23 protein-coding genes are annotated in these 23,991 nt (G+C 64.9%); 4 read left to right on the plus strand and 19 right to left on the minus strand.

All coding sequences use genetic code 11. From position 1 onward, the window contains the following. The 5 genes from VGG51_12975 to VGG51_12995 form a co-directional block, all read right to left on the minus strand. Nucleotides 1-234: hypothetical protein (locus VGG51_12975; protein ID HEY1883942.1), on the minus strand; the 234-nt coding region annotated here is incomplete at its 3' end. Between the two features lie 94 nt (nucleotides 235-328). After that, entirely contained in the window at nucleotides 329-1,093 is a 765-nt protein-coding gene (gene pstB, locus VGG51_12980) for a phosphate ABC transporter ATP-binding protein PstB (GenBank protein ID HEY1883943.1), read from the minus strand. Between the two features lie 87 nt (nucleotides 1,094-1,180). Beyond that, nucleotides 1,181-2,362, minus strand: coding sequence for an ATP-binding protein (locus VGG51_12985; protein ID HEY1883944.1), 1,182 nt, complete (start codon nucleotides 2,360-2,362; stop codon nucleotides 1,181-1,183). Further along, complete coding sequence (locus VGG51_12990) at nucleotides 2,359-3,099, minus strand: response regulator transcription factor (GenBank protein ID HEY1883945.1); 741 nt, start codon at nucleotides 3,097-3,099, stop codon at nucleotides 2,359-2,361. Before VGG51_12990 ends, VGG51_12985 begins: the two co-directional genes overlap by 4 nt. Further along, complete coding sequence (locus VGG51_12995) at nucleotides 3,077-4,030, minus strand: NAD(P)-dependent oxidoreductase (GenBank protein HEY1883946.1); 954 nt, start codon at nucleotides 4,028-4,030, stop codon at nucleotides 3,077-3,079. The genes VGG51_12990 and VGG51_12995 overlap by 23 nt, the downstream gene beginning before the upstream one ends. Nucleotides 4,031-4,067: 37 nt before the next feature. Here VGG51_12995 and VGG51_13000 point away from each other — a divergent pair, with 37 nt between their 5' ends. Continuing rightward, nucleotides 4,068-4,946, plus strand: a complete 879-nt coding sequence (locus VGG51_13000; GenBank protein ID HEY1883947.1) for a hypothetical protein — start codon at nucleotides 4,068-4,070, stop codon at nucleotides 4,944-4,946. 91 nt (nucleotides 4,947-5,037) lie between these two features. Here the strand turns inward: VGG51_13000 and VGG51_13005 are convergent, their stop codons facing one another. From VGG51_13005 to VGG51_13015, 3 genes are read right to left on the minus strand one after another with little or no spacing between them, the layout of a single operon-like run. Beyond that, nucleotides 5,038-5,301, minus strand: a complete 264-nt coding sequence (locus VGG51_13005) for a hypothetical protein (protein HEY1883948.1) — start codon at nucleotides 5,299-5,301, stop codon at nucleotides 5,038-5,040. Continuing rightward, on the minus strand, nucleotides 5,298-5,543 hold the full coding sequence (locus VGG51_13010) for a ferredoxin family protein (GenBank protein HEY1883949.1): 246 nt from the start codon (nucleotides 5,541-5,543) through the stop codon (nucleotides 5,298-5,300). The genes VGG51_13005 and VGG51_13010 overlap by 4 nt, the downstream gene beginning before the upstream one ends. Before the next feature lie 37 nt (nucleotides 5,544-5,580). Further along, on the minus strand, nucleotides 5,581-5,841 hold the full coding sequence (locus VGG51_13015) for a GlsB/YeaQ/YmgE family stress response membrane protein (protein HEY1883950.1): 261 nt from the start codon (nucleotides 5,839-5,841) through the stop codon (nucleotides 5,581-5,583). Between the two features lie 110 nt (nucleotides 5,842-5,951). On the opposite strand from VGG51_13015, the gene VGG51_13020 reads away from it, so the two are divergent. Next, complete coding sequence (locus VGG51_13020; GenBank protein HEY1883951.1) at nucleotides 5,952-6,680, plus strand: SIMPL domain-containing protein; 729 nt, start codon at nucleotides 5,952-5,954, stop codon at nucleotides 6,678-6,680. A 52-nt stretch (nucleotides 6,681-6,732) separates the two neighbouring features. Further along, nucleotides 6,733-8,664, plus strand: coding sequence for an ATP-dependent Clp protease ATP-binding subunit (locus tag VGG51_13025; protein HEY1883952.1), 1,932 nt, complete (start codon nucleotides 6,733-6,735; stop codon nucleotides 8,662-8,664). 140 nt (nucleotides 8,665-8,804) lie between these two features. Here VGG51_13025 and VGG51_13030 read toward each other — a convergent pair whose 3' ends face one another. The 10 genes from VGG51_13030 to VGG51_13075 form a co-directional block, all read right to left on the minus strand. After that, the gene (locus VGG51_13030; protein HEY1883953.1) at nucleotides 8,805-10,682 is read right to left on the minus strand and encodes a hypothetical protein; all 1,878 of its coding nucleotides are present in this window, start codon (nucleotides 10,680-10,682) and stop codon (nucleotides 8,805-8,807) included. A gap of 4 nt (nucleotides 10,683-10,686) precedes the next feature. Continuing rightward, a complete protein-coding gene (locus tag VGG51_13035) occupies nucleotides 10,687-11,190 on the minus strand; it encodes a TlpA disulfide reductase family protein (protein ID HEY1883954.1) in 504 nt (167 codons plus the stop codon). Next, nucleotides 11,183-12,097 (minus strand): riboflavin biosynthesis protein RibF, encoded by a 915-nt coding sequence (gene ribF, locus VGG51_13040; GenBank protein HEY1883955.1) that lies wholly within the window; start codon nucleotides 12,095-12,097, stop codon nucleotides 11,183-11,185. Before ribF ends, VGG51_13035 begins: the two co-directional genes overlap by 8 nt. Then, on the minus strand, nucleotides 12,094-12,975 hold the full coding sequence (truB, locus tag VGG51_13045; protein ID HEY1883956.1) for a tRNA pseudouridine(55) synthase TruB: 882 nt from the start codon (nucleotides 12,973-12,975) through the stop codon (nucleotides 12,094-12,096). Before truB ends, ribF begins: the two co-directional genes overlap by 4 nt. A 24-nt stretch (nucleotides 12,976-12,999) precedes the next feature. Continuing rightward, a complete protein-coding gene (locus VGG51_13050) occupies nucleotides 13,000-13,980 on the minus strand; it encodes a DHH family phosphoesterase (GenBank protein ID HEY1883957.1) in 981 nt (326 codons plus the stop codon). Then, nucleotides 13,977-14,342, minus strand: coding sequence for a 30S ribosome-binding factor RbfA (gene rbfA / locus VGG51_13055; GenBank protein HEY1883958.1), 366 nt, complete (start codon nucleotides 14,340-14,342; stop codon nucleotides 13,977-13,979). The genes VGG51_13050 and rbfA overlap by 4 nt, the downstream gene beginning before the upstream one ends. Beyond that, a complete protein-coding gene (gene infB, locus VGG51_13060) occupies nucleotides 14,339-17,005 on the minus strand; it encodes a translation initiation factor IF-2 (GenBank protein ID HEY1883959.1) in 2,667 nt (888 codons plus the stop codon). Before infB ends, rbfA begins: the two co-directional genes overlap by 4 nt. 369 nt (nucleotides 17,006-17,374) lie before the next feature. Further along, nucleotides 17,375-18,595 (minus strand): transcription termination factor NusA, encoded by a 1,221-nt coding sequence (gene nusA, locus VGG51_13065; GenBank protein HEY1883960.1) that lies wholly within the window; start codon nucleotides 18,593-18,595, stop codon nucleotides 17,375-17,377. Then, nucleotides 18,567-19,094, minus strand: a complete 528-nt coding sequence (locus tag VGG51_13070) for a hypothetical protein (protein ID HEY1883961.1) — start codon at nucleotides 19,092-19,094, stop codon at nucleotides 18,567-18,569. Before VGG51_13070 ends, nusA begins: the two co-directional genes overlap by 29 nt. A 347-nt stretch (nucleotides 19,095-19,441) precedes the next feature. Then, on the minus strand, nucleotides 19,442-20,815 hold the full coding sequence (locus VGG51_13075) for a hypothetical protein (GenBank protein HEY1883962.1): 1,374 nt from the start codon (nucleotides 20,813-20,815) through the stop codon (nucleotides 19,442-19,444). A 70-nt stretch (nucleotides 20,816-20,885) separates the two neighbouring features. Here VGG51_13075 and pyk point away from each other — a divergent pair, with 70 nt between their 5' ends. Further along, nucleotides 20,886-22,319 carry a pyruvate kinase gene (pyk, locus tag VGG51_13080; protein HEY1883963.1) on the plus strand — a complete coding sequence of 478 codons (1,434 nt, stop codon included), beginning with the start codon at nucleotides 20,886-20,888 and terminating at the stop codon, nucleotides 22,317-22,319. Here the strand turns inward: pyk and recN are convergent. Next, a complete protein-coding gene (gene recN, locus VGG51_13085) occupies nucleotides 22,297-23,988 on the minus strand; it encodes a DNA repair protein RecN (GenBank protein HEY1883964.1) in 1,692 nt (563 codons plus the stop codon). The two genes, pyk and recN, sit on opposite strands and share 23 nt — an antisense overlap. Nucleotides 23,989-23,991: the final 3 nt, after the last annotated feature.

Raw genomic sequence — 23,991 nt, forward strand, 5'->3', positions numbered from 1 at the left:
CGTTCCGCCTTTAGCGTAGGCGGCCAGCACCCGGCCCTGCTTGAGGACGTCGGGTTTGGCGTAGACGTGATGATCGTTGTAGAGGATCGGAATCTGGCCTGAGGGCGGGCTGCCGAAGTCCGGCGCACTTGCCTGGGCGACTGGCGTTGCCTGTGTTTCCGCCAGTGCCGGGGACAAGCCGCTCAGAAGCATCGCCGCCGCCAGCAGGCCGGCACGAGCCAAAGTAAATGACACGATATGCTCTCTCCTGAGAATTGACGAGAGGGTAACTGCATACTAGTCTAGCGACCGCTTATTAAGGTCGTCTTAAGACTTGTTATTGAAAGCTTTAGCCGAAGCGGCCGGTAATATAGTCTTCGGTACGCTTATCTTTGGGCTTGGTGAAGATCGTGGCCGTGGTGTCGGTTTCCAACAGCTCGCCCAGCAGGAAAAAAGCCGTATTGTCGCTGATCCGGGCGGCCTGCTGCATCGAGTGGGTCACGATGACGACGGTATATTCCTTCTTGAGCGAGTCGATGAGGTCTTCGATCTTGCTCGTCGCGATGGGATCGAGCGCCGAGGCCGGCTCGTCCATCAAAATCACTTCCGGATCGACGGCGAGACAGCGGGCGATACAGAGCCGCTGCTGCTGGCCGCCGGAGAGCGCCAGAGCCGAGCGGTCGAGCCGGTCCTTGACCTCGTCCCAAAGCGCCGCGCGGCGCAGGCTGCGCTCGCAGATCTCCATCAGTGCGGCTCGATTCGTCTCTCCGTGGATGCTCGGCCCGTAGACGACGTTATCGAAGATCGACTTCGGAAACGGGTTTGGCCGCTGGAAGACCATTCCGATGCGATACCGGATCGTCACCGGGTCGACTTCGGGCGCGTAAATGTCGCGATCGTCCAGCAAGACGTGCCCCTCGACGCGCGCGCCCGGCGTCAAGTCGTGCATGCGGTTGAGGGCGCGAATGAACGTCGACTTGCCGCATCCCGACGGACCGATCAGCGCCATTACGCGATTCACGGGTACGGCCAACGACGCGTTGCGAATTGCGTGAAACTGGCCGTAGTACACGTCGAGTTTTTCGACCTTGAGTTTCACGTCTGTCGAAAGCATGGCCGGCTCCGCGGTCCTGGCATACATCGCGGTGTGCTGTTCGTCAGGCACACGCGCCGGGCCCGTTACCGTTAAGAAGGTTAAGCCTCACGAGGCGTCTCGCTTGATACGCATGATCGGCAAGCGGATCGTAAATGCCGTGCCGCGTCCCAGCATGGATTCGGCGGAGATCGCGCCGCCGTGCGCGTCGACGATTCCCTTGACGATCGCCAAACCCAGGCCGGCGCCGCCGCTGCCGCGCGTTCGCGACCGGTCGACGACATAAAAGCGCTCGAAGATATGCGGCAGGTCTCGATAGGGTATTCCTTCGCCCGTGTCGCGCACCCGCAGCACCGCATCGCTGTCGCGTGCGTCGAGTTCCACCCGTATGCGGCCGCCCTCCGACGTATGCCGCAGCGCGTTGTCGATGAGATTGACGAACACTTGCGACAACCGGTCGGGATCGGCTTCGACCCGGACGGGACGAAGCGCGGCGAGTTCGAGGGAGACGCCTTTATTCGAGGCCTGCTGTTCGAAAGAGGCAACGATCGGGCGCGCCACCTCCTCCAAATCGACGTCGCGCAACGCCAGCTGCATCTGCCCCGACTCGGCACGCGCCTGCTCGAGCAGCTGCCCGACGAGCGCGTTCAATCGATCGACTTGCGCCAGAGCCTGGGGCACGAAAAGATCTCGCGCTTCTTCCTCGGGAGCTTCGAGAACGGTCTCGAGCATCAGCTTGATCGACGAGAGCGGCGTGCGCAGCTCGTGGGAAACATTTGAAAGAAACTCTTTACGCGCTCGGTCGAGCCGAACGAGAGCCGTCTGATCGTCCGAGAAGACGACGACGCGGCGCGACTGCCGATTGTCGTCGGTCAGGGGATAGACGGAGACCCGATAGGTTCGCTGCCCGGGCGCACCGGTGAGCATGAGGGGCGCGACCGATGCCTCGCCGCGCAACGCGTCGCCGATTCTGCGCTCGAGCTCCACGTTGGGTACGGCCTCGATGATGTGCAGCGCGATCGAACGCGCCGGATCGAAACCGAAGGTCGTTCCGGCGGCCGCGTTGGCAAACTCTATGTGACAGGTTCGATCGACGAGGATCACCCCGATCGGCAAGGCACGCACCAACGGCGCGAACGGTGCCTCCGAAGGCGAGGGACTCGAGGCGACGCTCCTTGGCGGCGGCGGATAGGCCGCGGTCTCCCGTCGCGCGACCCGCGGCCTCGCGATGAGAACACCGGCGGCGATGCCGACGAGCAACGCCAGGAACGACCACCAGAGCGGCGTCAAGCCTTGAACATGTAGCCGCGGCTGCGCACCGTCAAGATGTGGCGCGGAGTCCGCGAATCTTCCTCGATCTTCTCGCGTAGCCAGCGAATGTGGACGCTGACCGTCTGTTGCTCGCCCTCGAAATCGTATCCCCAAACCTTATCCAGCAGGGTTTGACGGGTCACGACGCGGCCGTGGTTCTCCATCAGCACCCGCAATAGGCCAAACTCTTTGGGCGCGAGCGCAACGTCCTTGCCGCGAACGGTAAGCTGCTGGCGAGACGGATCGAGGACGATCTCGCCCAAGGCGATCGCCTCGTCGTGCCCCGGAGCGATCGCGTTCTGCCGGCGCAGCCGCGCTTTCACGCGAGCGAGGAACTCGTGGAGCGCAAACGGCTTGGTCACGTAGTCGTCCGCACCGAGCTCGAGCGCCAAGACCTTGTCGATCTCCTGATCTTTGGCGGTCAGCATGATGATCGGCACGGGGCTGAACTTCCGGATCTCTTTGCAGGCCTCGACGCCGTCGAGCACCGGAAGCATGATGTCCAGCACGATCAGGTCGGGCTGCTCGCGCTGCGCCATGGCGATCGCGGTACGGCCGTCTCCAGCGGTAACGACCGCGTAGCCGCTGCGCTCCAAGTTGAAGCGCAGGGTCTGCAGGATCGCCGACTCGTCGTCGACGACGAGAATTTTCTTATTGAAGTCCGGACTTTTGAAAGAGGCGCCCCGCGGCGCCTTAAGCTCCGCAATTCCGTTCATACGTTTTCGCAATCGCGCTGTAGTCCAGCGCTCCGTCTCCGTGAGAGCTACGAGTAGTGTAGAGTTGGTACGCGAGCCCCGTCGCGGGCATCGGAAGATTCTCGGAACGAGCGGCATCGAGCGCGGCTGCGAGGTCCTTGCGCAAGAGATCGAGTGCGAAGCCGCCCTCGAAAGTCCCTGCAAGCCACACCTTCGGCAGCCACTTCTCCAGAATATAGTTCGAAGCCGTTGCCGTGGCGAGTACCCCTCTAACCGCGTCGAGATCGGCGCCCGCCTCTTTTGCAAACATCAGACCTTCGACGTTGGCGATCATCACGTTCGCAATGATGATCTGATTGACCAGCTTGACGGTCTCCCCCATTCCGACGGGCCCGAGATGGTTCGGCGTCCCCATCGCCGCGAGGACGGGCCGAGCCTTCTCGAAGGCTTCGGGCGAGGCTCCCACCATGATTGTCAGCTTCCCGTCCCGGGCACGCAGCGGGCCGCCGCTGACAGGGGCGTCGACGAAGTCAACCCCCCGTTTCGCCAGACGCTCGGCAAACCGGCGGGAGGCAACGGGCGAGATTGTCGACATGTCGATCACCAGCAGCCCCGGTTTTGCGCCTTCCTCAACGCCGCGCGCCGCGAAGAGCGCCTCCTCGACTTGCGGGGCATCGGGAACGCAGAGGATCACGACCTGCGAATCGGCCGCCAGCGCGGCTGGGTCTGCCGCCTCGGCGACTCCGTCGCCGCGCAAGCGCTCGAGCGCCTCGCGACTTCGGTGCACCGATGCGGCAACTTCGTAACCGGCGCGGCGCAGCGAACGCGCCATCGGCTCCCCCATCGTGCCCAAACCGATGAATCCGAGCCGCGTGATCACGAGCGGCGATTTGGTCGTCGCCTCAGGATAACCTCCGGGGTGCGGCGAAGGCCGCGCCATTATGACAGCCACCGCATCTCCTACCATCGTGCGTCCTACCTTCGATGAGATGAATCTCTCCATCGGCAAGCGCACGCGCCTGCACAAATTCATGTACGAGCACGGACCCGCGAACGGGACGCTGATGATGCTGCCGATCGACCAAGGGCTCGAACACGGCCCGATCGATTTTTTCGACAATCCGGAGGCGCTTGACACCGACTGGATCTATCGGCTGGCCGTCGACGGGAACTTTTCGGGTGTCGCGCTCCACGTCGGCCTAGCGGAGAAGTATCAGAAGAAGTACGCCGGACGCGTGCCGCTCCTGCTTAAAGTAAACGGTAAGACGAACATTCCCTCGGACGACGACGCGTTTAGTCCGTTGACGTCGTCGGTCGAGGACGCGGTTCGCCTCGGCGCCGATGCCGTCGGCTACACGCTATACGTCGGCAGTCCCTCGCAAGAGCTCGATATCGCTCAGTGCAACGACGTCCGGCGCGAGTGCGAGCGCTACGGCATGCCGCTCGTCGTCTGGGCGTACCCGCGCGGCGCGGCGATCAAAGCCAAAGGGGGAATCGACTCGCTTTACGCCGTGGACTATGCGGCCCGAGTCGCCTGCGAGATGGGCGCCGACGTGATCAAACTCAACGAGCCCGTATGGAAGCCCGACGACGCCTCCAAACTGCCGAAACCGTACGACACGCTCTCGTTCGACGATGTCGAAGGGCTTCGCAAGGTCGTGCGCTCCGCCGGGCGCAGCCTCGTGCTCGTTTCAGGCGGGAGCAAAATGGGCGACGACGCGACGGTGCATAAGGCGCACGTAGCGATGGCGGCCGGCTGCACGGGCCTCATCTTCGGGCGCAACATGTGGCAGCGCAAGTGGGACGCGGCCACGAGCATGGCGTCGCGGATTCACGAAGTTCTCTCGAACTACGGCCAGCAGCAGTAGGTTTGATTTCGGGCACACCGCGGCTCCTGGGACGCTCGCTTTTTTCGCATCGGGCGAGAAAAGCTGCTCCGTTCGTCGTCGCTTCTGAGTATTAGTGGGCGACTTGTGCGGTCGCACAGTCGCCGCACACGTAGGATACGGCGCCGCCATGGTCCTGCGCGACCATCGCATCGCGCGCACCGCGACGCCCGCACTGCGCACAGGCAAAGGTTTCGCTGTGCGACGACGGGGCGTGCGCCGGAGCGCGTTCGTGCCGTTTCGCGATAAAGAACGTGAGATAGATCAGAAGCCCAATAACCCAGGGCGCGCAGGCGAAGAACGCGTTGAAGGCGTCGGGAGAGAGCGTCGGGTTCATACCTTTTTGAAGTAGTCGGCGTTGATCGCGGTAAACTGCTGCCACTTTTCCGGCAGGTCCGAATCCGCGAAGATCGCTTCTACCGGACAGGCGGAGACGCAGGCCCCGCAGTCGATGCAAACCTCGGGATCGATGTAGAGCATCTCGTCTTCATCCTTGCCGTGAATGCAGTCGACCGGGCACACGTCGACGCACGATTTATCCTTGGTACCGATGCACGGTTCGGTGATGACGTAGGCCATGACAGGCTCAACTTCCCTCGTCGAATCGCCGCAACCTTCAGGCGGACGAGCGCCCGCGCACCACGCGAATCAGCCACAGGAGAACGACCGCGCCGATCAACGCGCAGACCATGCTCGGCAAGTTGAACCCGCTAACGCCGGCGTGTCCGAACCAGCCGTAGAGCCAGCCGCCGATGACCGCGCCGATGATGCCGATGATGATGTCGCCGATCACGCCTCCGGGCCCCTCGCCGGGCACGATCCAGCGAGCGACGAGCCCCACGAGTAATCCGAAAATAATCCAGGCAAGAAATCCCAAGCTTTTCTCCTCCTCGAGGCCGGCGGCGCTCCGTTCGCCTCTCGATCCGCGCCTCGGGCGCGCCGCGCAAACAGGGAGAGGGCGCCCGAACGGTGGACGTTTGTCGTATTATGAAGCGTACATTCTTTTGCCTGCTCATCGCCGTCGCTGCGACAACCGGCGGCGCTTTGGCCGCACAATCCGGCGTTACGGAAATCACCGCCTCGGGTACCGGCAGCGTCTCGCTTCCGCCCGACATGGCAACCGTCAACGCAGCGGTCGAAACCAACGCAGCGCGCGCGGAAGACGCCGTATCGCAAAACAACCAAATCTACGAACGCGTCGTGGCGGCGCTGGAGAGACTCGGCATCGCGAGGGGCGACGTCACGCTTGCGTACTACAATGTTAATTACAATCCGCCGCCGCAGGTGATACCGCCGGCCCCAAACGGAGAACGCTACGGGTATACCGTCTCGCGCACGTTTTCGGTAAAGGTGCGCAGCATCGGTAAAGCCGGCGCAGTCAGCGATGCCTGCATCGGCGCCGGCGCGACCGGGATCAACGGCGTCGCGTTCGGGCTTGCCGATCCAAGCGTGGCGCGCGCGCAGGCGATCGCCAAGGCCGAAGCGGAGGCGCGCAGCGCAGCACAAGCGCTGGCGCGCAGCGCAGCACAAGCGCTGGCACGCACCGCAAACGTCCGGATCGTCGCGGTGAAAAGCCTCGAGCTGCAGAACGGCGGGATGGTTGGTCCGCCCGTGCCGATGGGCGCGATGGCCAGAGCGGCCGCCCCGACGGTCTTCGATCAGTCCAACGTCAGCGTCAGCGTCTCGGTCACGGCCGTCTTCACCGCGCAGCCATGAGGCTTTTCCGGCCGCCGAAACCCCGGCCCGCTCGATGCAGTAGACTCCGGTAATGAACCCCGAATGCGAACTCTGCGCCGAGCGTCCCTCCGTAACCACGCTGGGCGGCCGGCGGCTCTGCAGCGTCTGCGCGCAAAAACGCACGATGTCCAGCGCCCTTCCCTTTGTCGGCGCCGCGCTGGCCGCGGCCGGGCTCATCGCCGGCAGCGCGCTGCTGGCCGAGAAGCTCCAAGGCTCGGGCAGCGATTCACCGCTCGAAGGGATCGGAAAGCGCTTGCGCGGCGGGACCCCGACGCTGGCGGCCTACTCGCGCGATCTCACGCAGCTTGCGCGTGAGAACAAGCTCGATCCCGTCATCGGACGCGACGCCGAGATCGAGCGCGTCATTTCGATTCTCGCGCGCCGCAGCAAGAACAACCCATGTCTCGTCGGCGAGCCCGGCGTCGGAAAGACGGCGGTCGTCGAAGGTTTGGCGCAACGCATCGCGTCGGGAAACGTACCGGATTCGCTGCGTGGGAAACGGCTGCTCGCGCTCTCGCTCGGGCCGCTGGTTGCCGGCACGAAGTATCGCGGTGAGTTCGAAGGGCGCGTCAAACGAATTCTCGACGAGGTCAAGCGCAGCGCCCGCGACGTCGTCCTCTTCATCGACGAGCTGCACACCTTGGTGGGGGCTGGGGCCGCCGAAGGCGCTCCGCTCGATCTGAGCTCGATGATCAAACCGGAACTCGCGCGCGGCGACCTGCAGTGTATCGGTGCGACGACCTTCGACGAGTACCGAAAATACGTCGAATCGGATGCGGCGCTCGAACGCCGCTTCCAACCGGTGATGATCGAAGAGCCCAGCATCGAGCAGACAATCGAAATTCTGCGCGGATTGCGTCAGCGTTATGCGACGCACCACCACGTCACGATTCCCGACGAAACGGTCGAGGTTGCAGCGCAGCTCGCGGCGCGCTATATCGCCGACCGGTTTTTACCCGACAAAGCAATCGATCTCGTCGACGAGGCCGCCGCGTCCGTCGCTCTTGCGAACAAAGGCGCCGTCGTGTCTCCGGCGGTGACGCCCGGCGACGTCGCCGCCGTCGTGACGCGCTGGACCGGAATTCCGCAGAGTTCGCTCACCGAATCCCAGGCGAACCGGCTGCTCGAACTCGAGCAGATCCTCTCCAAACGCGTGATTGGGCAAGAGCGCGCGATCGCGTCGGTCTCGTCGGCGATACGCCGGGCACGCACCGGGCTGCACGACCCGCGCAAACCGCTGGGCACCTTCCTTTTCCGCGGCCCGAGCGGCGTCGGCAAGACGGAGCTCGCCAAAGCGCTCGCGGAGGCGCTCTTCGGCACGGAGAGCGCGCTGGTTCGCGTCGATCTTTCAGAATTCACCGAAGCCCACGGCGTCTCGCGACTCCTCGGCGCTCCGCCAGGATACGCGGGGCACGACGAACCGGGCCAGCTCACCGAGCCGGTCCGCCGGCGGCCGTACTGTGTCGTGCTCTTTGACGAACTCGAAAAGGCGCACCCCGAGGTCGCAGCGATCCTGCTGCAGATCCTCGACGAGGGCCGAGTGACCGACGCCAAAGGGCGCACGATCGACTTTCGGCACACGATCATCATTCTCACGACCAACCTTGCGGAGGACGAGCTCTCCTTCGCACTGCGAAACGAACTGCTCAATCGAATCGAGGAGATCGTTCCGTTCGAGGAGCTCGGCCTCGCGCAGATCGAAGCGATCGTCACGATTCACGTCGACGCGCTCGCGGAGCGCCTCGGGGCACGCAACGTGAAGCTCGATCTCTCCGACGACGCGAAGCTCTATCTCGCGCGCGTCTCGATGGGCGCCGGAAGCGGGGCTCGGTACGTCGCGCGGACCGTTTCGCACTACGTGTCGACACCGCTCTCGACCGCGCTGCTCCGCGGCGAACTGCGCGACGGCTCGGCGGCGCGCGTCACCCTGGAAGGCGACGCCCTACAAGTTCGCGCCGCCTAACTTTCCAAGCCTCGCCCGCCTAACGCTCCAAGCTCAGCGAATCCTTTAAATGTTCTCGCTTCGGGACGGTTACATTCCGACAAGGACCGTCTGACCGAGCGCCGCAGCCGGATGCGGAAGGCGCGAGGCAGACCCTTTACCTAGGGCAGCACCGCTGCTCCGGCGTTGGTCGCCGGCGAGAGCGCGAGCGCAAGCGGCAGGCTAATGCCGTTGCTGATTGCGGTCCACGATCCGCTGACGTAAGGCGGCGCGTATACCGTTACCGTGTTGTTGCCGTAGTTGGCAACGTAGAGATTATTGAGGCCGTCGATCGCGAGGGCCACCGGCTGGCTCTGCCCGCCGGAGATGGTCGCCGGCGGCCCGGTATAGGGCGCGGCGTACTCCGTTACCGTGTTTGCGCCTTGATTGGGAACGAATAGGTTCGCGGCCCCGTTGAGGCCGATCGCTCCTTGCTCGTTTACGCCGTTGGTGATCGTCGCAACCGGTCCGCTTTGGCTCGAAAACGGCGGTGAGAACTCGACGACCGAATTGGGCGTCGAGTTTAGGTTAGCTACGAAGAGATTCCCGCGCTGATCGAGCGCCAGCGAGTTCGGAGCGTTCAGCCCTTTGGAGATTATGGTTGGCGGCGAAATATACGGCGGCTGATAGATGGTCACCGTGTTCGACGCTTGATTGACGACGAACAGATCGGAGCTCTGGTCGACGGCGACGCTGACCGGATCTCCAACGCCCGTTGAGATCGTTGCCATCGGCGAACCGCCGTAGGGCGGCGAGTACGCGGTAACCGTATTGCTCCCGCTGCCGTTGGCGACGAAGAGGTTTTCGCGCGAGTCCAGCGCCAGCGCCTGAGGATGATTGACGCCGCTTGCGACCGTCGTCGAGACGCTGGCGTACGGCGGCGCGTACACGGTGACGTTTCCCGGCAGGTTTGCGACGAAGAGATTGCCGGTCGAATCGAAGGCCAAGGCCTGTGGGGCCGAGATCGCGCTTTGCACGGTCGTCAGCGGGAGGTTCGCACCGTTTACGTAGATCGTGACGTCGTTTGCGTTCGAGTTTGCGACCGCGAGGATTTGGCGAAGGCCGACGCGAGTCGATCCGCTGCACACCGCATTTGGCTGCGAGCACGGGCTGTTGGGGCCGGAGTACGTCGCCGATGCGCGCAGAAACGCCGAGCTTGAACTGGGCGAGGCCGACGACGAAACGTAGAAGAGATTCGGGGCGAACGTCGCAGCTTGGGCGACCGTCAGCGCGAGCGGACCGCCGGCCTGATTCAGCGCAAAGGTTCCCTGCCCGCCGGCGACGATGACGTTTTGACTTGCGTCGAGCATTTCCACCAGAACCGGATGGCGCCCGGCGCCGTATAGATCCAGCTCCCCCTGCGGGTTCGTTGCGCTCAGCGACGAGGCGGGTACGATCTCGAGCGAGGCGGGCACGCCGCCGGTCGTGATACCGAAGACGTTCTGTCCGTTCGGCGCCACCGTAAACGCGACCGCGACCGGCGTACCGGCGTTGGGAGCGCCGATCGTTCCGATGTACGTTCCCACGGGAATCGAGAGAGAGACTTGGCAGCTCGTGCCGCCGGCTGCGGGAGCACAGCCGCCCGCATTCGGTCCGACGGTTACGACTTGACTGATCGTGGTTGGGCCGGCGAAGTTGATCGAGAGCACTTGTGCACCGGGCGGCGGCGGCGACGTCGGGTTCACGGCCGCTGACGTCGGAACGGGCGTTGGGAAGGTGCCGATTCCGGGTGCGCCGCTTAGCGTATTGACGCCGGTCGGCGCGGTGTTTTGCGGCTGCGGAAGCGTGGCGGGAGGCCTACCAAATGCGTTGGGCGGCAATGCCGGCACAAAAATTCGCAGGACCGCGTTTCCCATCACGCCGCTTCCGCCCGAGCCGCCCGCGTTGGAGAGCGGCATCATCGCCCCCGACTGGCCCGCGCCGGAGCACCCGCTCGTCGAAGCCGCGGCTAGCGCTGCGGCCAGGCTCCAGACCGCGGGTCGGCGTGCAAGCGAAACCATCGGCCTACTGTAATAAGCGCTCGACGCTGTGCCGCATCTCGAGCGGGGACATTTCGCCGACGACGATCCGCTTCACGATGCCGTCCCTGCCGATGAATACGTGGACCGGGAGCCCATTGACACGATATTGATCGCGCACGGTTCCGCTGTCGACAACGACGGGATAAATCAAACCGTGTTTCTGGCGGAACTCGCCGGCCTTATGCGCGTTCTCGAGGATGTCGACGCCGACGACTTGGAGTCCCTTGGCAGCGTAGTCGCGCTGCAGAGCGCTGATCGCCGGGGCCTCCTCGTTGCACGGATCGCACCAGCTCGCGAAAAGATTTAAGTAAACCGCCTTGCCGCGCAGGCTTGTCAGCGAAAGCGTCGGTCCGGGCAGGCTCGGTTCGGTCCACGGGGGCGCGGGCTGTCCCACCGCGGCAATCTGCGTGGATCCCGCGCCGCCGCGCGCGCAGGCGCCGAGGATGCACAGCGCGAGGACGCCAAGTCCCGGCACTCGATTAGCCATACGCCGGATATCCGACGGCAGCCGCGTCGCGCTCCATCTGGGCGACCAGTTCGCCGACATCGGGGAAAAGCCGCTGCTCGCGGACCCAGCGAAGGTCGCGAAGCCAGAGTTCCCGGCCGTAGATCGTGTAGCGGAAGTCGCGGAGCCACGCCTCGACCGTGCGGTACTCGCCGGCGAATTGAGGGTTGCTTCCGATCGATACGAGTGAGGCATAGTCGCGGCCGTCGTAGCGGGCCGTTGCCGAATAGACTCCATCACTCGGTAGCAACTTTTCGGGAACGCGAATGTTTGCAGTCGGAAAACCCAGCGCGTGTCCCCGGCCGGCTCCGAGTTCGACGACACCACGAATTTCATAGCCGGCGCCGCCCAGCAGACGGTCGGCCGTCTCGAGCTCTCCGCGCTCGATCAAGCCGCGTATGCGGGTACTGGAGACGCGCTCACCCTCTGCCTCCACCGGCTTGACGGCCACGACCTCAACCTCGCGCCGCGCGCAAAACTCCCGCATCAACTGCGTATCGCCGGTTCGCTTGTGCCCGAAACGAAACGTTTCGCCGACGACGATGCCGCGGACGCCCATCCGTTCGACGAGGAGCTTCAGAAACGCATCCGGCGAAAGCGTGGCAATGCGTTCGTCGAAGCGCACGAAGAAGCACTCCTCAAACCCGGCGTTCGCGAAAAGGCAGAGCCGCTCGAGCGGCGTCGAGATCAGCGGCGGTTCCGTTCCGGGGCGCAGATGCGCCGCGGGATGCTGGGCAAACGTCAGGACGCCGGCTCGCCAGCCTGGCCGTCGCAGCCGCATCGTCGCTTTCGCAAGCTCGCGATGGCCGAGATGAAACCCGTCGAAAAAACCGATCGTCAGCACGAGCGGGCGTTCGTTCTCGCGCGTGAGTTCGTGGTTGAGCTTCACACGAAAACCTTTCGCGGCGCGAGCAGCGTTCCGAGCGCTTCACCAACACCGACGAGGACGCGCGTGTGGTCGCGAACGAAAACATGGCGTCCCGTCGCGCCGGTCGGTAGCGGCACGACGCGTCCCGCACGAAAATCCGCCGAGCCGCGCAGATCCAAGACGATGGTTGGAAAAGGAATGATGTGCTCGGGCGCAATAAGCGCGCGCTCCGGCGCCTCGGCGATCTCTTCCATCGCGTGCGCTTCGTAGAGCACGAAAGGACCGGAAGCTTCGCGAACGAGCGCCCCCATGTGCGCGGGAACGCCGATCGCGGTCCCAAGATCGTGGCAGAGCGTTCGGACGTACGTCCCTTCGCTGCAGGCAACGCGCATCCGCGCAGTCGCCGGCCGGCCGCTCTGCGTGCCGAGCAGCGTCAAGCCGTAGATCGTCACGCCGCGCGGCTTGCGTTCGACGCTCTTTCCCTCGCGCGCGAGCTCGTACAGGCGCCGTCCCTGATGATGTGCCGCCGAGTACATCGGCGGCGTTTGCGCGATGCGTCCGATAAAGCCGGACACCGCTTCGCCGAGAAGCTGCGGCCAGGTTTCGGGGACGTCGCCCTCGGCGACGGTCTCACCGTGGGCATCCTGCGTTGTCGTCGATCGTCCGAGCACGAGCGTAAAAGCATATCCCTTGCGCTGGTCCTCCAGCAGCGGAATCAAGCGTGTCGCCTTTCCGATCGCGACCGGAAGCACCCCCGCGGCCTGCGGATCGAGCGTTCCGAGATGTCCGGCGGCAATTTTACGGTCGCCGCCGGCGATCGCGTAGATTCGGCGTACGCGAGAGACTGCACGTGCCGAGGTTGGCCCCGCGCTCTTGAAAAGATTGACGAAACCGATCACGTCTCTAACGACGGACGGGCTTCGCTACAAACCTTCCGCGACCAGCGCCGCTTCGACGTTCTCGATCGCATCGCCGAGCGGGCCGGTGTACGTTAGTCCGGAAGCGCGAAAATGCCCGCCGCCTCCCAAACGGCCGGCAGCGGCCTGGACGTTAAGGCATCCGTTGGAGCGCAGCGAGACGCGGATTTCGCCGGCGATCGCTTTGAAGAGCGCGGCAACCTCGACGCCTTCCTGACCGAGCAGCACGTTAACCGTGTCTTCGGTATCCTCTCCGTCGGCGCCGGTCTGCGCGAGCATCGCATCGTCGACGTACGAATAACAATATCTTCCGTTGTGTTCGAAGCGCATTACATCGATGATCCGGCCGAGCAGCTTCGTCGCCGCCACTCGCTTATTGGCAAAGATCTCGCGGGTGATCCGCTCCTTGTCCGCCCCGGCACGCATCAGCTCTGCGGCGTCCTCGAGTACCTCCGGCGTCGTGTTCGAATGCATGAACCCGCCGGTATCGGTCATGATCGCCGCGAGAATGCATGTAGCGATCTCGCCATCGAGCTTCATCCCTAGCGCGCGCAGGATTCGCAGAACGACGCTGCCGGTCGAGCACTCGCTCTCGAGCACGAAGTTGAGTTTTCCGAAGAGCATATTGCCGAGATGATGGTCGATATCGAGCATATTCTCGCGCGAGACCCGCGGCAGCTGATCCCCCGCACGCTGCCAGTCGCTCATATCGCAGAAGACGTAGAGCGTGTCGGGCGGCAAAGATTCGGGGACCTTGTTGCTGACCGACTGCGCTCCAGGCAGAAAGCGCAGGTTGCGGGGCACGCTGTCCTGCTGGAAGTAGCAAACGCGCTTGCCAAGCTTTTGGAGCGCGAGGCCGAGCGCCAATCCCGCACCGAGCGTATCGCCGTCGGGCTTGACGTGACTGACCATCACGAACGAACTGCGGCCACGCAGCTCCTCGACGACTTCTTGTACCGAGGCAACGCGGGGCTTACTCTCGATCATTCGCTCTCCTTCGATGGCGATTGCGCCACGGCGGCGCGCAGCGTCTTCGCGAGTTCGATCGCGCGCTCGGCCGAGCGATCCTCGACGAAGACCAGCTCGGGCGTATAGCGCAGATCGATCTTGCGGCCAAGTTCGCCGCGCAGAAAGCGTCCGGCGTGCTGGAGCGCGTCGAGCGACTGACGCGCTTGGTGCCGGTCGCCAATCACCGAGACGAAGACCTTGCAGCGGCGCAGGTCGTCTCCGACCTCGACGCGCGTTACGGTGACGAACGCGAGGCGAGGATCCTGCAGCTCCTGCGAGATCAGCATGCCGAGGATCCGTTGGATCTCGTGGTCGATCTTGGCGATTCGTTGTGCCTTCACGCGCGCACGAGCTCCGCGGCAACGTGCTCGAGAGCGTAGGCTTCGATGACGTCGCCCTCTTTGAGGTCTTGGAACTTCGCGATCTGAATGCCGCATTCGTAGCCCTCGGCAACTTCGCGAACGTCGTCCTTGAAACGGCGCAGGCTCTCGACCTCGCCGTCGAATACGACCGCCGCATCGCGGATGACGCGCGCCTTCGCATTGCGCGTGATCTTGCCCGAGCTGACGTAGCAGCCGACGATCGTACCGACGCGGCTGACCTTGAAGACCTGCCGCACTTCGGCGCGGCCGAGCACGACCTCGCGCTCCACCGGCGAAAGCATGCCGCGCATCGCCTTCTTGAGATCGTCCTCGATCTCGTAGATCACCTGATAGAAGCGCAGATCGACGCCTTCGTTCTCCGCCAGCCGCCGGGCCGTCTCGTCCGGCCGGATATTGAACCCGATGAGCACCGCATTCGAAGCGCTCGCCAAGTTGACGTCGTTGGGCGAGATCGCGCCGACGCCGCCGTGGATGACGCGAATCTCGACGTCATCGGTAGAGAGCGACTCCATCCGCGCCCGCAGCGCTTCGAGCGAGCCTTGACCGTCGGCCTTGATGATCAGATTGAGCACCTTTTTGCCTTCGGCCGGCATCGACATGAAGGTCTCGAGCGAGACCCGCTGCGATCCGGCCGCGGCCATGCGGACGTCGCGCCGCCGCGTTGCCCGCTTCTCGGCCGTCTCGCGCGCCACTCGCTCGTCGCTGACGACGCTGAGGACGTCGCCGGCAGCGGGCACATCGGAAAGCCCCATAACCTCGACGGGAATCGACGGACCTGCCTTCTTGACTTGTTTGCCTTTGTCGTCGATGAGCGCGCGCACTTTTCCGAAAGTCCCGCCGGCAACGACGATATCGCCGACGCGAAGGGTGCCGTTCTGTATGAGAACGGTCGCCACCGCGCCGCGCCCGCGATGGAGCGCGGACTCGATGACAACACCGGTCGCACGCCGCGTCTTGTTGGCTTTGAGTTCGCGAATGTCGGCTTCGAGCAGAACGGTATCGAGCAGTCCGTCGATCCCGTCGCCCGTTCGCGCCGAGACGGGCACCATTTCGACGGTACCGCCCCAGTCGACCGCTTGCAGACCATCTTCGGCCAGTTGCTGCTTGACGCGGTCGGGTTGCGCGTCCGGCTTATCCATCTTGTTGATGGCGACGACGATCGGAACGTTCGCCGCCTTCACGTGCGCGATCGCTTCCTTCGTCTGCGGCATAACGCCGTCGTCGGCCGCCACGACGAGGATCGCGACGTCGGTAACCTTTGCACCGCGCGCGCGCATCGCCGTGAACGCCTCATGACCGGGCGTATCGACGAACGTGATCTTCCGATCGTTTCGCTCGACGGTGTACGCACCGATCTTTTGCGTGATTCCGCCGGCTTCGCCCCCCGCGACGTTGGCTTGACGAATCTTATCGAGCAGCGACGTCTTCCCGTGGTCGACGTGGCCGAGCACCGTGACGACCGGCGGGCGCGCGGTCAGCATCTCCGGCTTGTCCTCTTCCTGCTCGACCGTAACTTCCTCGCCGGCCTCTTTGACGACCGCATTGAAACCGAAGCGTTTTGCAATCTGCGTCGCAACGTCGCTGGAAATGTTCTGATTGATCGTCGCCATCGTTCCGATCTTGATCAGCTCGGTGATGACGTCGCGCGCGGGAACGATCATCGACGTCGCCAGCTCCTGCACCGTGAGCAGGTCCGGGATCTCGATGGTTTCGAGGGCGCGTGCCGGCGCGGAGGCGGCCGCGTCGCCCTTCTTTTTGCGCTGCCGCTCTTTCTCGAGCAGCAGTTCCTTTTCGCGATCTTTCTTGGCGGCGGCCTTGTCCTCGTGAATGCGCGAACGATCGCCCGGGCGCGCACCGCTCGAGGGCGCGGGAGACTCGACGGCGGGCGCCGCACCGGGGCGGTTTACCCCCGGACGCGTGCCCGGCGTTATGGCACGGAACGGCCCATTCCCCGCCGGGCGGCGGGCAGGCGGCATCGGTCGAGGCGTTGCGGCTCCACGCGGCGGCGCTGCGCCTTTACCGCCTTGCCCGGGCAGAACCTCGCCGGGGCGCGGCGCGACGCCGGGCCGGCCCGGAAGCCCTGTTTGAGGCCCAGGCGAGGCCGAAGCCGCGGACGGAGGCGGAGTCTGACGCTTGACGATCGATGGCTGCCCGGCGGGCACCGGGCGAAGCTGCGGGATCGGCTCGGCGGCCCGGCGCGGCTGCGCGACGCGCGGCGGCTGGGGCGGAGGGGCAACGATGGGGGCGGGTTCGGAAACGGGCTGAGGAGCCGCCTGCGCGGCCGGCGGGCGGGCGACGCTGCGGGCGCCCGTCGCAACCGGGCGCAGACGCGTGACCGGCGGAGCCAACGGCGTCGCGGGTGCCTCCGGTTTTGGCGGCGCGGCTTTCGGCGCGGCCGCGGGCGCCGCGGCCGCCGGTGGAGCGCTCGCCTTAGCCGGCGCCTGCGGCTTGGGTTTGAGCAGCACGCTGCGGACCAGATCGGCGATCTGGTCCGGCACGACGCTGAGCTGGTTTTTGGCCTCGAAGATCCCGCCCAGGCGCTCGTTAAAGAGTGTCGTCAGTTCCTTCGAGGTGAGCCCGACCTCTTTGGCGAGCTCGAAAATCCGTACTTTTCCGGCCAAGTTTCCTCTCGAACGCGAGGCGCCCGAGTCCCATCAGTTGGAGTGCGCGGAGCCCCAACCGACGGCTTGGCTCCGCTAAGTAATCAAAGGTTTGCCCTCATCGGAGGGCACGGTCGTCACAAATCATCATCGAATTATCTTTGGCACGAGTTATCTATTAAACCATATTCGACCGCCGCCGCGCCAAGACCCGGATAGCGTTTGTTTTTTGCGGCGCGCTCGACACACGGCTCCGAGCACAGGTAGGCGCCGCGCCCGGGCTGGCGGCGGCCGCTTTTGTCGGGACGCCAGCCGGCAGCCGTCCGCACGTACCGCTTGAGCTCCGCTTGAGCGAATCGCTGCCGGCAGCCGACGCAGGTGCGGACCGGCTTATGCTTCGCCGTCCCCGAGCCGCTCACGGCGGAACTCCTCGAGCCGGCGAATGAGCTCGGCGTCGATCTCTTCACCCTCTGCCGGTCCCGCGCCGGCCTCGACGGCCTCGGGGGCGGTGCCTGACGAAACACGCTCGGCTCGCTCTGCGAGGTACCGCTCGCGAAGCGCAGGCGACTCAGTTTCGCTCGCGATATCCAGGCGCCAGCCGGTCAGCCGCGCGGCAAGGCGCACGTTCTGTCCGTCGCGCCCGATGGCGAGCGAGAGCTGATAATCGGGAACGATGACCAGCGCGACGCTGTCGTCCTCGAAAAGCTCTACGCCGATCACCTTTGCGGGTGCTAATGCGTTCATGATAAAGGTCGCCGGCGTTGGATCGTAGCGGATGATGTCGACCTTCTCCCCCCGCAGATTGTCGGTGACGTTGGCAATCCGGCTCGACTTCGGACCGAGGCACGCGCCGATCGGATCGACTTCGGGCCGATTGCTCTTCACCGCCACCTTCGAGCGGCCGCCGGGGTCGCGCGCGATGGCCATGATCTCCACGGTCCCGTCGGCAATTTCCGGAACTTCCAACTCGAGCAGCCGCTGCACGAGTCCCTCTGCCGCACGCGAGAGGATCACTTGCGGTCCCTTCGGCGACTTCTTGACGTCGAGAACGTACGCCCGGATGAAATCGTTGATGCGATAGGCTTCGCCGGGAACTTGCTCGTCGAGGTACATGACCGCCTCATCGCGTCCCTCGAGCGTCACATACATGTTGCGCTGCTCGTAGCGCTGTACCGTTCCGGTCACGAGATCGTTGAGCTTGCGGACGTATTTGTTGTAGACCGTGTCGCGTTCTGCTTCACGAATGCGCTGGACGATCACTTGCTTTGCCGTCTGGGCCGCGATCCGGCCGAAGTCTTTCGGCGTCACTTCCTCGTCGTAGAAGTCGCCGACCTGGTACGGACTGCCGGCCCGCTTCGCCGAAATCTCGAGCTTGGGATCTTCGACTTCCTCGACGACGTTGCGGCGATGATAGACGCGATACGCGCCGCTCTGCCGGTCGACGATCACGATCGCGTTCGACTCGCTGCCAAAGTGACGCTTGTACGCCGTCAGCAACGCTGCTTCCAGCGCCTCGAGCAGCATCTCAAACGAGATGTTGCGTTCCCGCGCGATGAACTGCAGGACGTCGATGAGTTTATCTTCAGTTCCGGTGTGGTCTATCGTAGCCATGTCCTTGTTTCCGTCGTTGTTTATCGCGTTGTAAATCGAGGCGAGCGTCATATTCGAGATTTGCCGATTTTACGGCCGCCAGCGGCAGCAGCAGTTCGCCGCGGTCGGTTTGGAGCACGGCGCTCTCTCCCCGCAGCCCGCGCAGCATTCCACGATGCGTCTTGCTTCCGTTGACGGCGAGCGACGTCACGATGCGCGCGCGCTCGCCCGCAAAACGCTCGTAGTCGCCCGGACGAACCAACGGCCGATCGAGACCGGCCGACTCGACGACGAGACTGTACCCCGAGTCGATCGCGGCGAGATTCGCATTAAGGCGTGCGGCGAGGCGCTCGCAGAGCGCGAGATCCGCACCGCCCGGGGCGTCGATGGTTACGCTGAGTTCGGGGGCTCCGCGTACCGAACGCGCATGGTGCGCAACGATTTCGAGCGAGCCAAAGCTCTTGTCGTGTGCAATCGCATCCAGCTCGCGTTCGAAAGCCGCTGCAATCTCCGCTTTCATTGTTGCCGTCAAATTGCTCTCTTGAAGCAGCGAAGCGCGGGACGAACCCACGCTCCTCTAACTCCGTCCTTAACAATACCGAAAACAGCGACGGACCGCAACCCCACGTGGGCGCGGTCCCTCGCTCTGTTTTCTATCGTACGACTGGCGCGCCGCCGGAAATCGTCCGGCCGTCGTGGGCGCGCTTTGGGCGCCCTCAGTCGGCGCGTTTTTCGCGGGCTCGGTAGCCCGGCGGATTTTGCGGTTCCAACCGCCCTCCTTCGTACCGACAAATCGTGCCGGCCTTTTCCGGCACAACGCAATTGTAGTGCGACTTATGTCGCGTTTCAAGAGGGAAACGCAGCAGGCTACGGCGACGGAGCGGGCGACGGTGCGTATCGTACCAGGAGCCGTCCGTCGCACGGCTGTGAAACCATGCCGTCTACGATCGGCGCGACGCCGGCGGCAAATGGCGAGAGAGGTTCGCCGCTTGCGCCGCCCCCGCCGACCGAAATCTGCGTTCCGTTTGCCGGCCCCGCGTGAACGTTGCTCTGAACGTTGCCCGAGGTCGCTTGTTCGGCATATCCGCCGCGCACTGCCTGTGGATATCTAACGAGCCAACCCGTACAGATCGTCGTCGGGCCGGCTTTACGCGCCGCTACCACCCACATTTTCACGCGCGCCTCGTTGCCGGTACCCTTCACCTCGTACATGTATTGCGTCTTCGCGAGCACCTCCGGCGGAGGCGTCGGCTCCAGACGGCCGCGCAGCGAGTAACTCGGCGTGTAGGTACCGACGGTGGGATGCACCGGGTTGTTCGGCAGCAGCGCGCGCAGCTTGGCGTTGATGTTCGGCGCGTTCCGCTGTTTCTTTGGAGCGGCCGTCGGCCGCGGGCCGGGCGATGCCGTCGGGCGCACCGCGATCGGACGGTTCGCCGCGTTCTGCGGCTTTGGCCCGGTGCCTTCGCGCGGCCCCGGTGAGGCGGCGGCCCCACTCGGCGCCGGCTTCGGCGCCGTCCCCGCCGTGTGCGCCACGGCCGCGGTGCTCGTTGGGCTCGGGCTGGGCACGCCGCTGACCGGCGCTGTACTGGCTCGGGCGACGGCTGCCGGGCTCGGCGATGCCTTGGGGAGTACTGGAGCCGGCGTCGCCGGCCTCGCACTCGGACGGGCGGTCGGCGCGGGCGGCCGTGGCGACGGATGCTCGACGGGCGCCGTCGAGGGTGAAGGCGAGGGGGCGGCGGTCGGTGGGGCCTTCACGGCAACCGCGACCGGCGCCACCGTCGGCACGTTGATCGGGGCTGCCGGGATTTCGTTGGAGGGCTTAGTCTCAAAGACGTTTTGCGTCGGCTCGGGGTTGGGCTGAGGCGTGGTTTGCGGTATCGGCTGCGGGTTCGGCGGCGCGCTGGGCGCCGTCTTCGCCAGCTCGTGACGGTTCGTGGGCTGGCGCTGCGACTGCGGTACGGCCAGGGGCGCGTGCTGCGGCGGCGCGATCACGCGCACGTGCGGTACCGGCACGGCGGCGTGAGTCGCTGCGGGCTGATTTGCCACGACGACCGGCGACGTCCGCGAAACCGTGACGACTTCCCCGCCTTGGACGTTCTCGTTCGCTCCTTGCTCCGAAGAGCTGACGAGCACGGTGAAGAGCAGTAAGGCGAGCAGCGCGTGGATCAGCAGCGACGCGAGAAAGCTGCCCGTCAGTCGCTCGGGATAGCGGCGGTCGCGCGAATCTCGCGTGAACTTCACGACGACGCCTTAAGTGCGCTTAACCGAACGCAGGAGCCTGCCGGCTCCGGCGCACAAGCCTGCGCGGTTGATGGAACCGATCATTAAAAAACGTACGAAGATCGTCGCGACTGTCGGACCGGCGTCGCAGGACCCCGCGACGCTCCGCTCACTCTTTCTTAGCGGCGCGAACGTCCTTCGTTTGAACTTCTCGCACGGAAAACCGCAAGAGCACGCCGCGGTTATCCGTTCCGCGCGGGAGATTTCGGCCGAACTGGGCATCCACACGGCCGTTCTTCAGGATTTGCCCGGGCCGAAGGTGCGCACGGGTCCGCTCGCCGACGGCTTGTCGTCGGTTCGGCTCGAGCGCGGCGACCGCTTCATCATCACCGCCGAATCCGTAGCCGGATCGCGCGAGCGGGTCGGCACGACCTATCAGGATTTACCCGCCGACGTCGAGATCGGCAAGCATCTCTATCTGCAAGACGGTCAGATTCTACTTCTCATCACCGGTAAGAGCGCCGACGACATCGAGACGACCGTCGAAGTCGGCGGCGATCTTCGTCCCTCGCAGGGCATCAGCTACTGCGAAGGTTCGCTCAATATCACGTCGGTGACGCCGCGCGACTTCGAGTATCTCGCCTTTGGACTGGATCACGGCGTCGACTATGTCGCGATCTCGTTCGTGAGATCGGCGTCGGATGTCGAAAGCGTCAAGCACTTCATCGCGCAGCGCGGCCAACGCGTGCCCGTAATTGCCAAGATCGAAAAGCACGAGGCGCTCGCCGAGCTCGACAGCATCATCGAAAGCGCGGACGGTATCATGGTCGCGCGCGGCGATCTCGGAACCGAAGTGCCGATCGAAACAGTGCCGATCATTCAGAAAGAGATCATCGCAAAGTGCAATCGCGCGAGCAAGCCGGTCGTCACGGCGACGCAGATGCTCGAATCGATGATGGCGGCACCGCGTCCCACCCGCGCGGAGGCGACCGACGTCGCCAATGCCATTCTCGACGGTACCGACGCCGTGATGCTCTCGGGCGAAACGGCGATTGGCGCCTACCCGATCCACGCAGTCCGCATGATGGCGCAAATCGCCCGCGAAGTCGAGCGCCACTATCCGCACGCGGCGCTGCGCGATCGCCGGCTGGAGAACTTCGCGCCGACGGTTGCCTCGTCGATCGCTGAAGCCGCGACTCGCGCCAGCGCCGAGCTGAAGATTCCCTACATCGTCACCGGTACCACGACCGGAAATACCGCCCACCACATAGCGGCTTTTCGACCGCAGGCGCACATCGTCGCGCTCACTCCCGAACCGCGCGTCGCGCGGCGCCTGGCGCTGCTGTGGGGCACCGAGGCAATCATGATCGACTCGTACGCGTCGATCGAGGTCTTGCTCTATATGACCGAGCGCCAGATGCTCAAAGCCGGCCTCGTTCGCCAGGGCGAGCAAATCGCGTTCACCACCGGCATGCCCGTCGGCTCGGGTGGTACCAACGTGCTCAAGATCCACCAGATTCCTTAGCGGCGTTGCGGCTGCGCACGAGGAGCGCGCGGGCGTGCCGCAGCGCAGTTTCGTGCGTCTCGCCGGAGAGCATTCGCGCGACCTCCGCCTCTCGCTGCTTGGTCCCTGCGAGCTCGCGCACCCCGATCGTCGTCTCTCCTTTGCGCTCCAGCTTGTCGAGAACGTAGTGGCGGTTCGCGAAGGTGGCGATCTGCGCCAGATGGGTTACGCAGACGACCTGGCCACGCCGCGCAAGCTGACCGATGCGTTCGCCGACGGCCGCCGCCGTCGCGCCGCCGATACCGGCATCGATTTCGTCGAAGATCAGCGCTGCCGGCGAACGCTCCGCCTGCGCGACGACGAGCGCAAGCAGAACGCGCGAGAGTTCGCCCCCGGAAGCAACGCGGGCGATCGGCCTCGGCGCCTCGCCGGCGTTGGCGGCAAAGAGAAACTCGACGCGATCGCCTCCCGCCGGGCCGATTCTCTCCGCAGGCTGCAAGCCGATATCGAAGCGTGCCGATCCGAGCGCAATTTCACCTAGCTCCCCGAGCACGCGTTTCACGAGTTCGTTCGCGGCCTTCTGCCGCACCTTGCGCAGGGCGGCCGCGAGACGCTCGAGCTCACGCGACGCGCCGGCCATTTCGCTGCGCGCGCGCTCCAGCAGCTCGTCACGGTTTTCGAACTCCTCGATCGTCCGGCGTGCAGCTCGCGCTCGCGCGATAACCTCGTCGAGATTTCCCCCATAAAGCCGCGCGAGCCGCTGCAGCAGCGCGAGCCGCGCGTTGATCGTCTCGAGCTCGCTGGGATCGAACTCGGTGGCTTCGAGTGCGCGCGCGACGTCGGCAGCAAGCTCGCCGGCCTCGCTCTGCAGTGCCGCAGCACGCTGCGCCATTGCCCGAAGCTCGTCGCCGAACTTCGCGACGCTCGCCAGCGCTGCTGCGGCGGCACCGAGCGCGTTGGTCGCCCCCGGCTCCTCCTGCGACAGCGCATTGGCAGCCGCGCTCAGCGCCGTCGCGATGCGCTCGACGTTGTCGAGATAGGCGCGCCGCCCTGCGATCCGCTCGAGTTCGGCGCCATCGATGCGCGCCTCTTCGACCTCGCGGACGATGAACAAGGCTTCGTCGTAGCGTACGCGCGCGTCAGCGTCGTCGCGCGTCAGACGTTCGAGCGATCGCCCCGCTTCATCGTAGAGCCGGTAGGCGTCTGCGGTCGCCTCGCGCAGCTTGCGCGCCTCCTCGCCGGCGAACCGGTCGAGAAGCTCTAAGTGATACGCGGGAGAGACGAGGTGCTGCGCTTCGTGCTGCCCGACGATTTCGGCGATCGCCTCGGCCAGCTCACGGACGTAGCCGGCGGTCGCGGCGCGCCCGTTGACGCGCACGCTCGATCGCCCGGCATCGGTCATCTCGCGCGCGATGCTGCCCTCTTCCCCAGCGTCGAGTTCGAAGCCGTCGGCTTCCAGGCGCGCGCGCAGCGCACTCCCGGGATCGAAGGCGATCGTCACGCCGGCCTTGCGCGCCGCGCGTCCGACGATATCGGCCCCTGCCCGCGCGCCGAGCGCGAAATCCAGGGCGCCCAGCAGCATCGTCTTGCCTGAGCCGGTCTCGCCGGTGAAGATCGTCGCGCCGGGCGAAAACTCGACACCGGCTCGTGCGATCAATCCGTAGTTCTCGATCTCGAGGCGCCGCAGCATTTA

The sequence above is a fragment of the Candidatus Cybelea sp. genome, assembly GCA_036489315.1.
Taxonomy (GTDB): domain Bacteria; phylum Vulcanimicrobiota; class Vulcanimicrobiia; order Vulcanimicrobiales; family Vulcanimicrobiaceae; genus Cybelea.

Coding starts and splice junctions, on each gene's coding strand:
- pyk (HEY1883963.1), top strand. CDS start 20,886: ATGGAACCGATCATTAAAAAACGTACGAAGATCGTCGCGACTGTCGGA.
- recN (HEY1883964.1), bottom strand. CDS start 23,988: ATGCTGCGGCGCCTCGAGATCGAGAACTACGGATTGATCGCACGAGCC.
- VGG51_13030 (HEY1883953.1), bottom strand. CDS start 10,682: ATGGTTTCGCTTGCACGCCGACCCGCGGTCTGGAGCCTGGCCGCAGCG.
- VGG51_13050 (HEY1883957.1), bottom strand. CDS start 13,980: ATGATCGAGAGTAAGCCCCGCGTTGCCTCGGTACAAGAAGTCGTCGAG.
- VGG51_13025 (HEY1883952.1), top strand. CDS start 6,733: ATGAACCCCGAATGCGAACTCTGCGCCGAGCGTCCCTCCGTAACCACG.
- VGG51_12990 (HEY1883945.1), bottom strand. CDS start 3,099: ATGAACGGAATTGCGGAGCTTAAGGCGCCGCGGGGCGCCTCTTTCAAA.
- VGG51_13035 (HEY1883954.1), bottom strand. CDS start 11,190: ATGGCTAATCGAGTGCCGGGACTTGGCGTCCTCGCGCTGTGCATCCTC.
- pstB (HEY1883943.1), bottom strand. CDS start 1,093: ATGCTTTCGACAGACGTGAAACTCAAGGTCGAAAAACTCGACGTGTAC.
- VGG51_13000 (HEY1883947.1), top strand. CDS start 4,068: ATGAATCTCTCCATCGGCAAGCGCACGCGCCTGCACAAATTCATGTAC.
- VGG51_13070 (HEY1883961.1), bottom strand. CDS start 19,094: ATGAAAGCGGAGATTGCAGCGGCTTTCGAACGCGAGCTGGATGCGATT.
- VGG51_13020 (HEY1883951.1), top strand. CDS start 5,952: ATGAAGCGTACATTCTTTTGCCTGCTCATCGCCGTCGCTGCGACAACC.
- VGG51_13005 (HEY1883948.1), bottom strand. CDS start 5,301: ATGAACCCGACGCTCTCTCCCGACGCCTTCAACGCGTTCTTCGCCTGC.
- nusA (HEY1883960.1), bottom strand. CDS start 18,595: ATGGCTACGATAGACCACACCGGAACTGAAGATAAACTCATCGACGTC.
- VGG51_13010 (HEY1883949.1), bottom strand. CDS start 5,543: ATGGCCTACGTCATCACCGAACCGTGCATCGGTACCAAGGATAAATCG.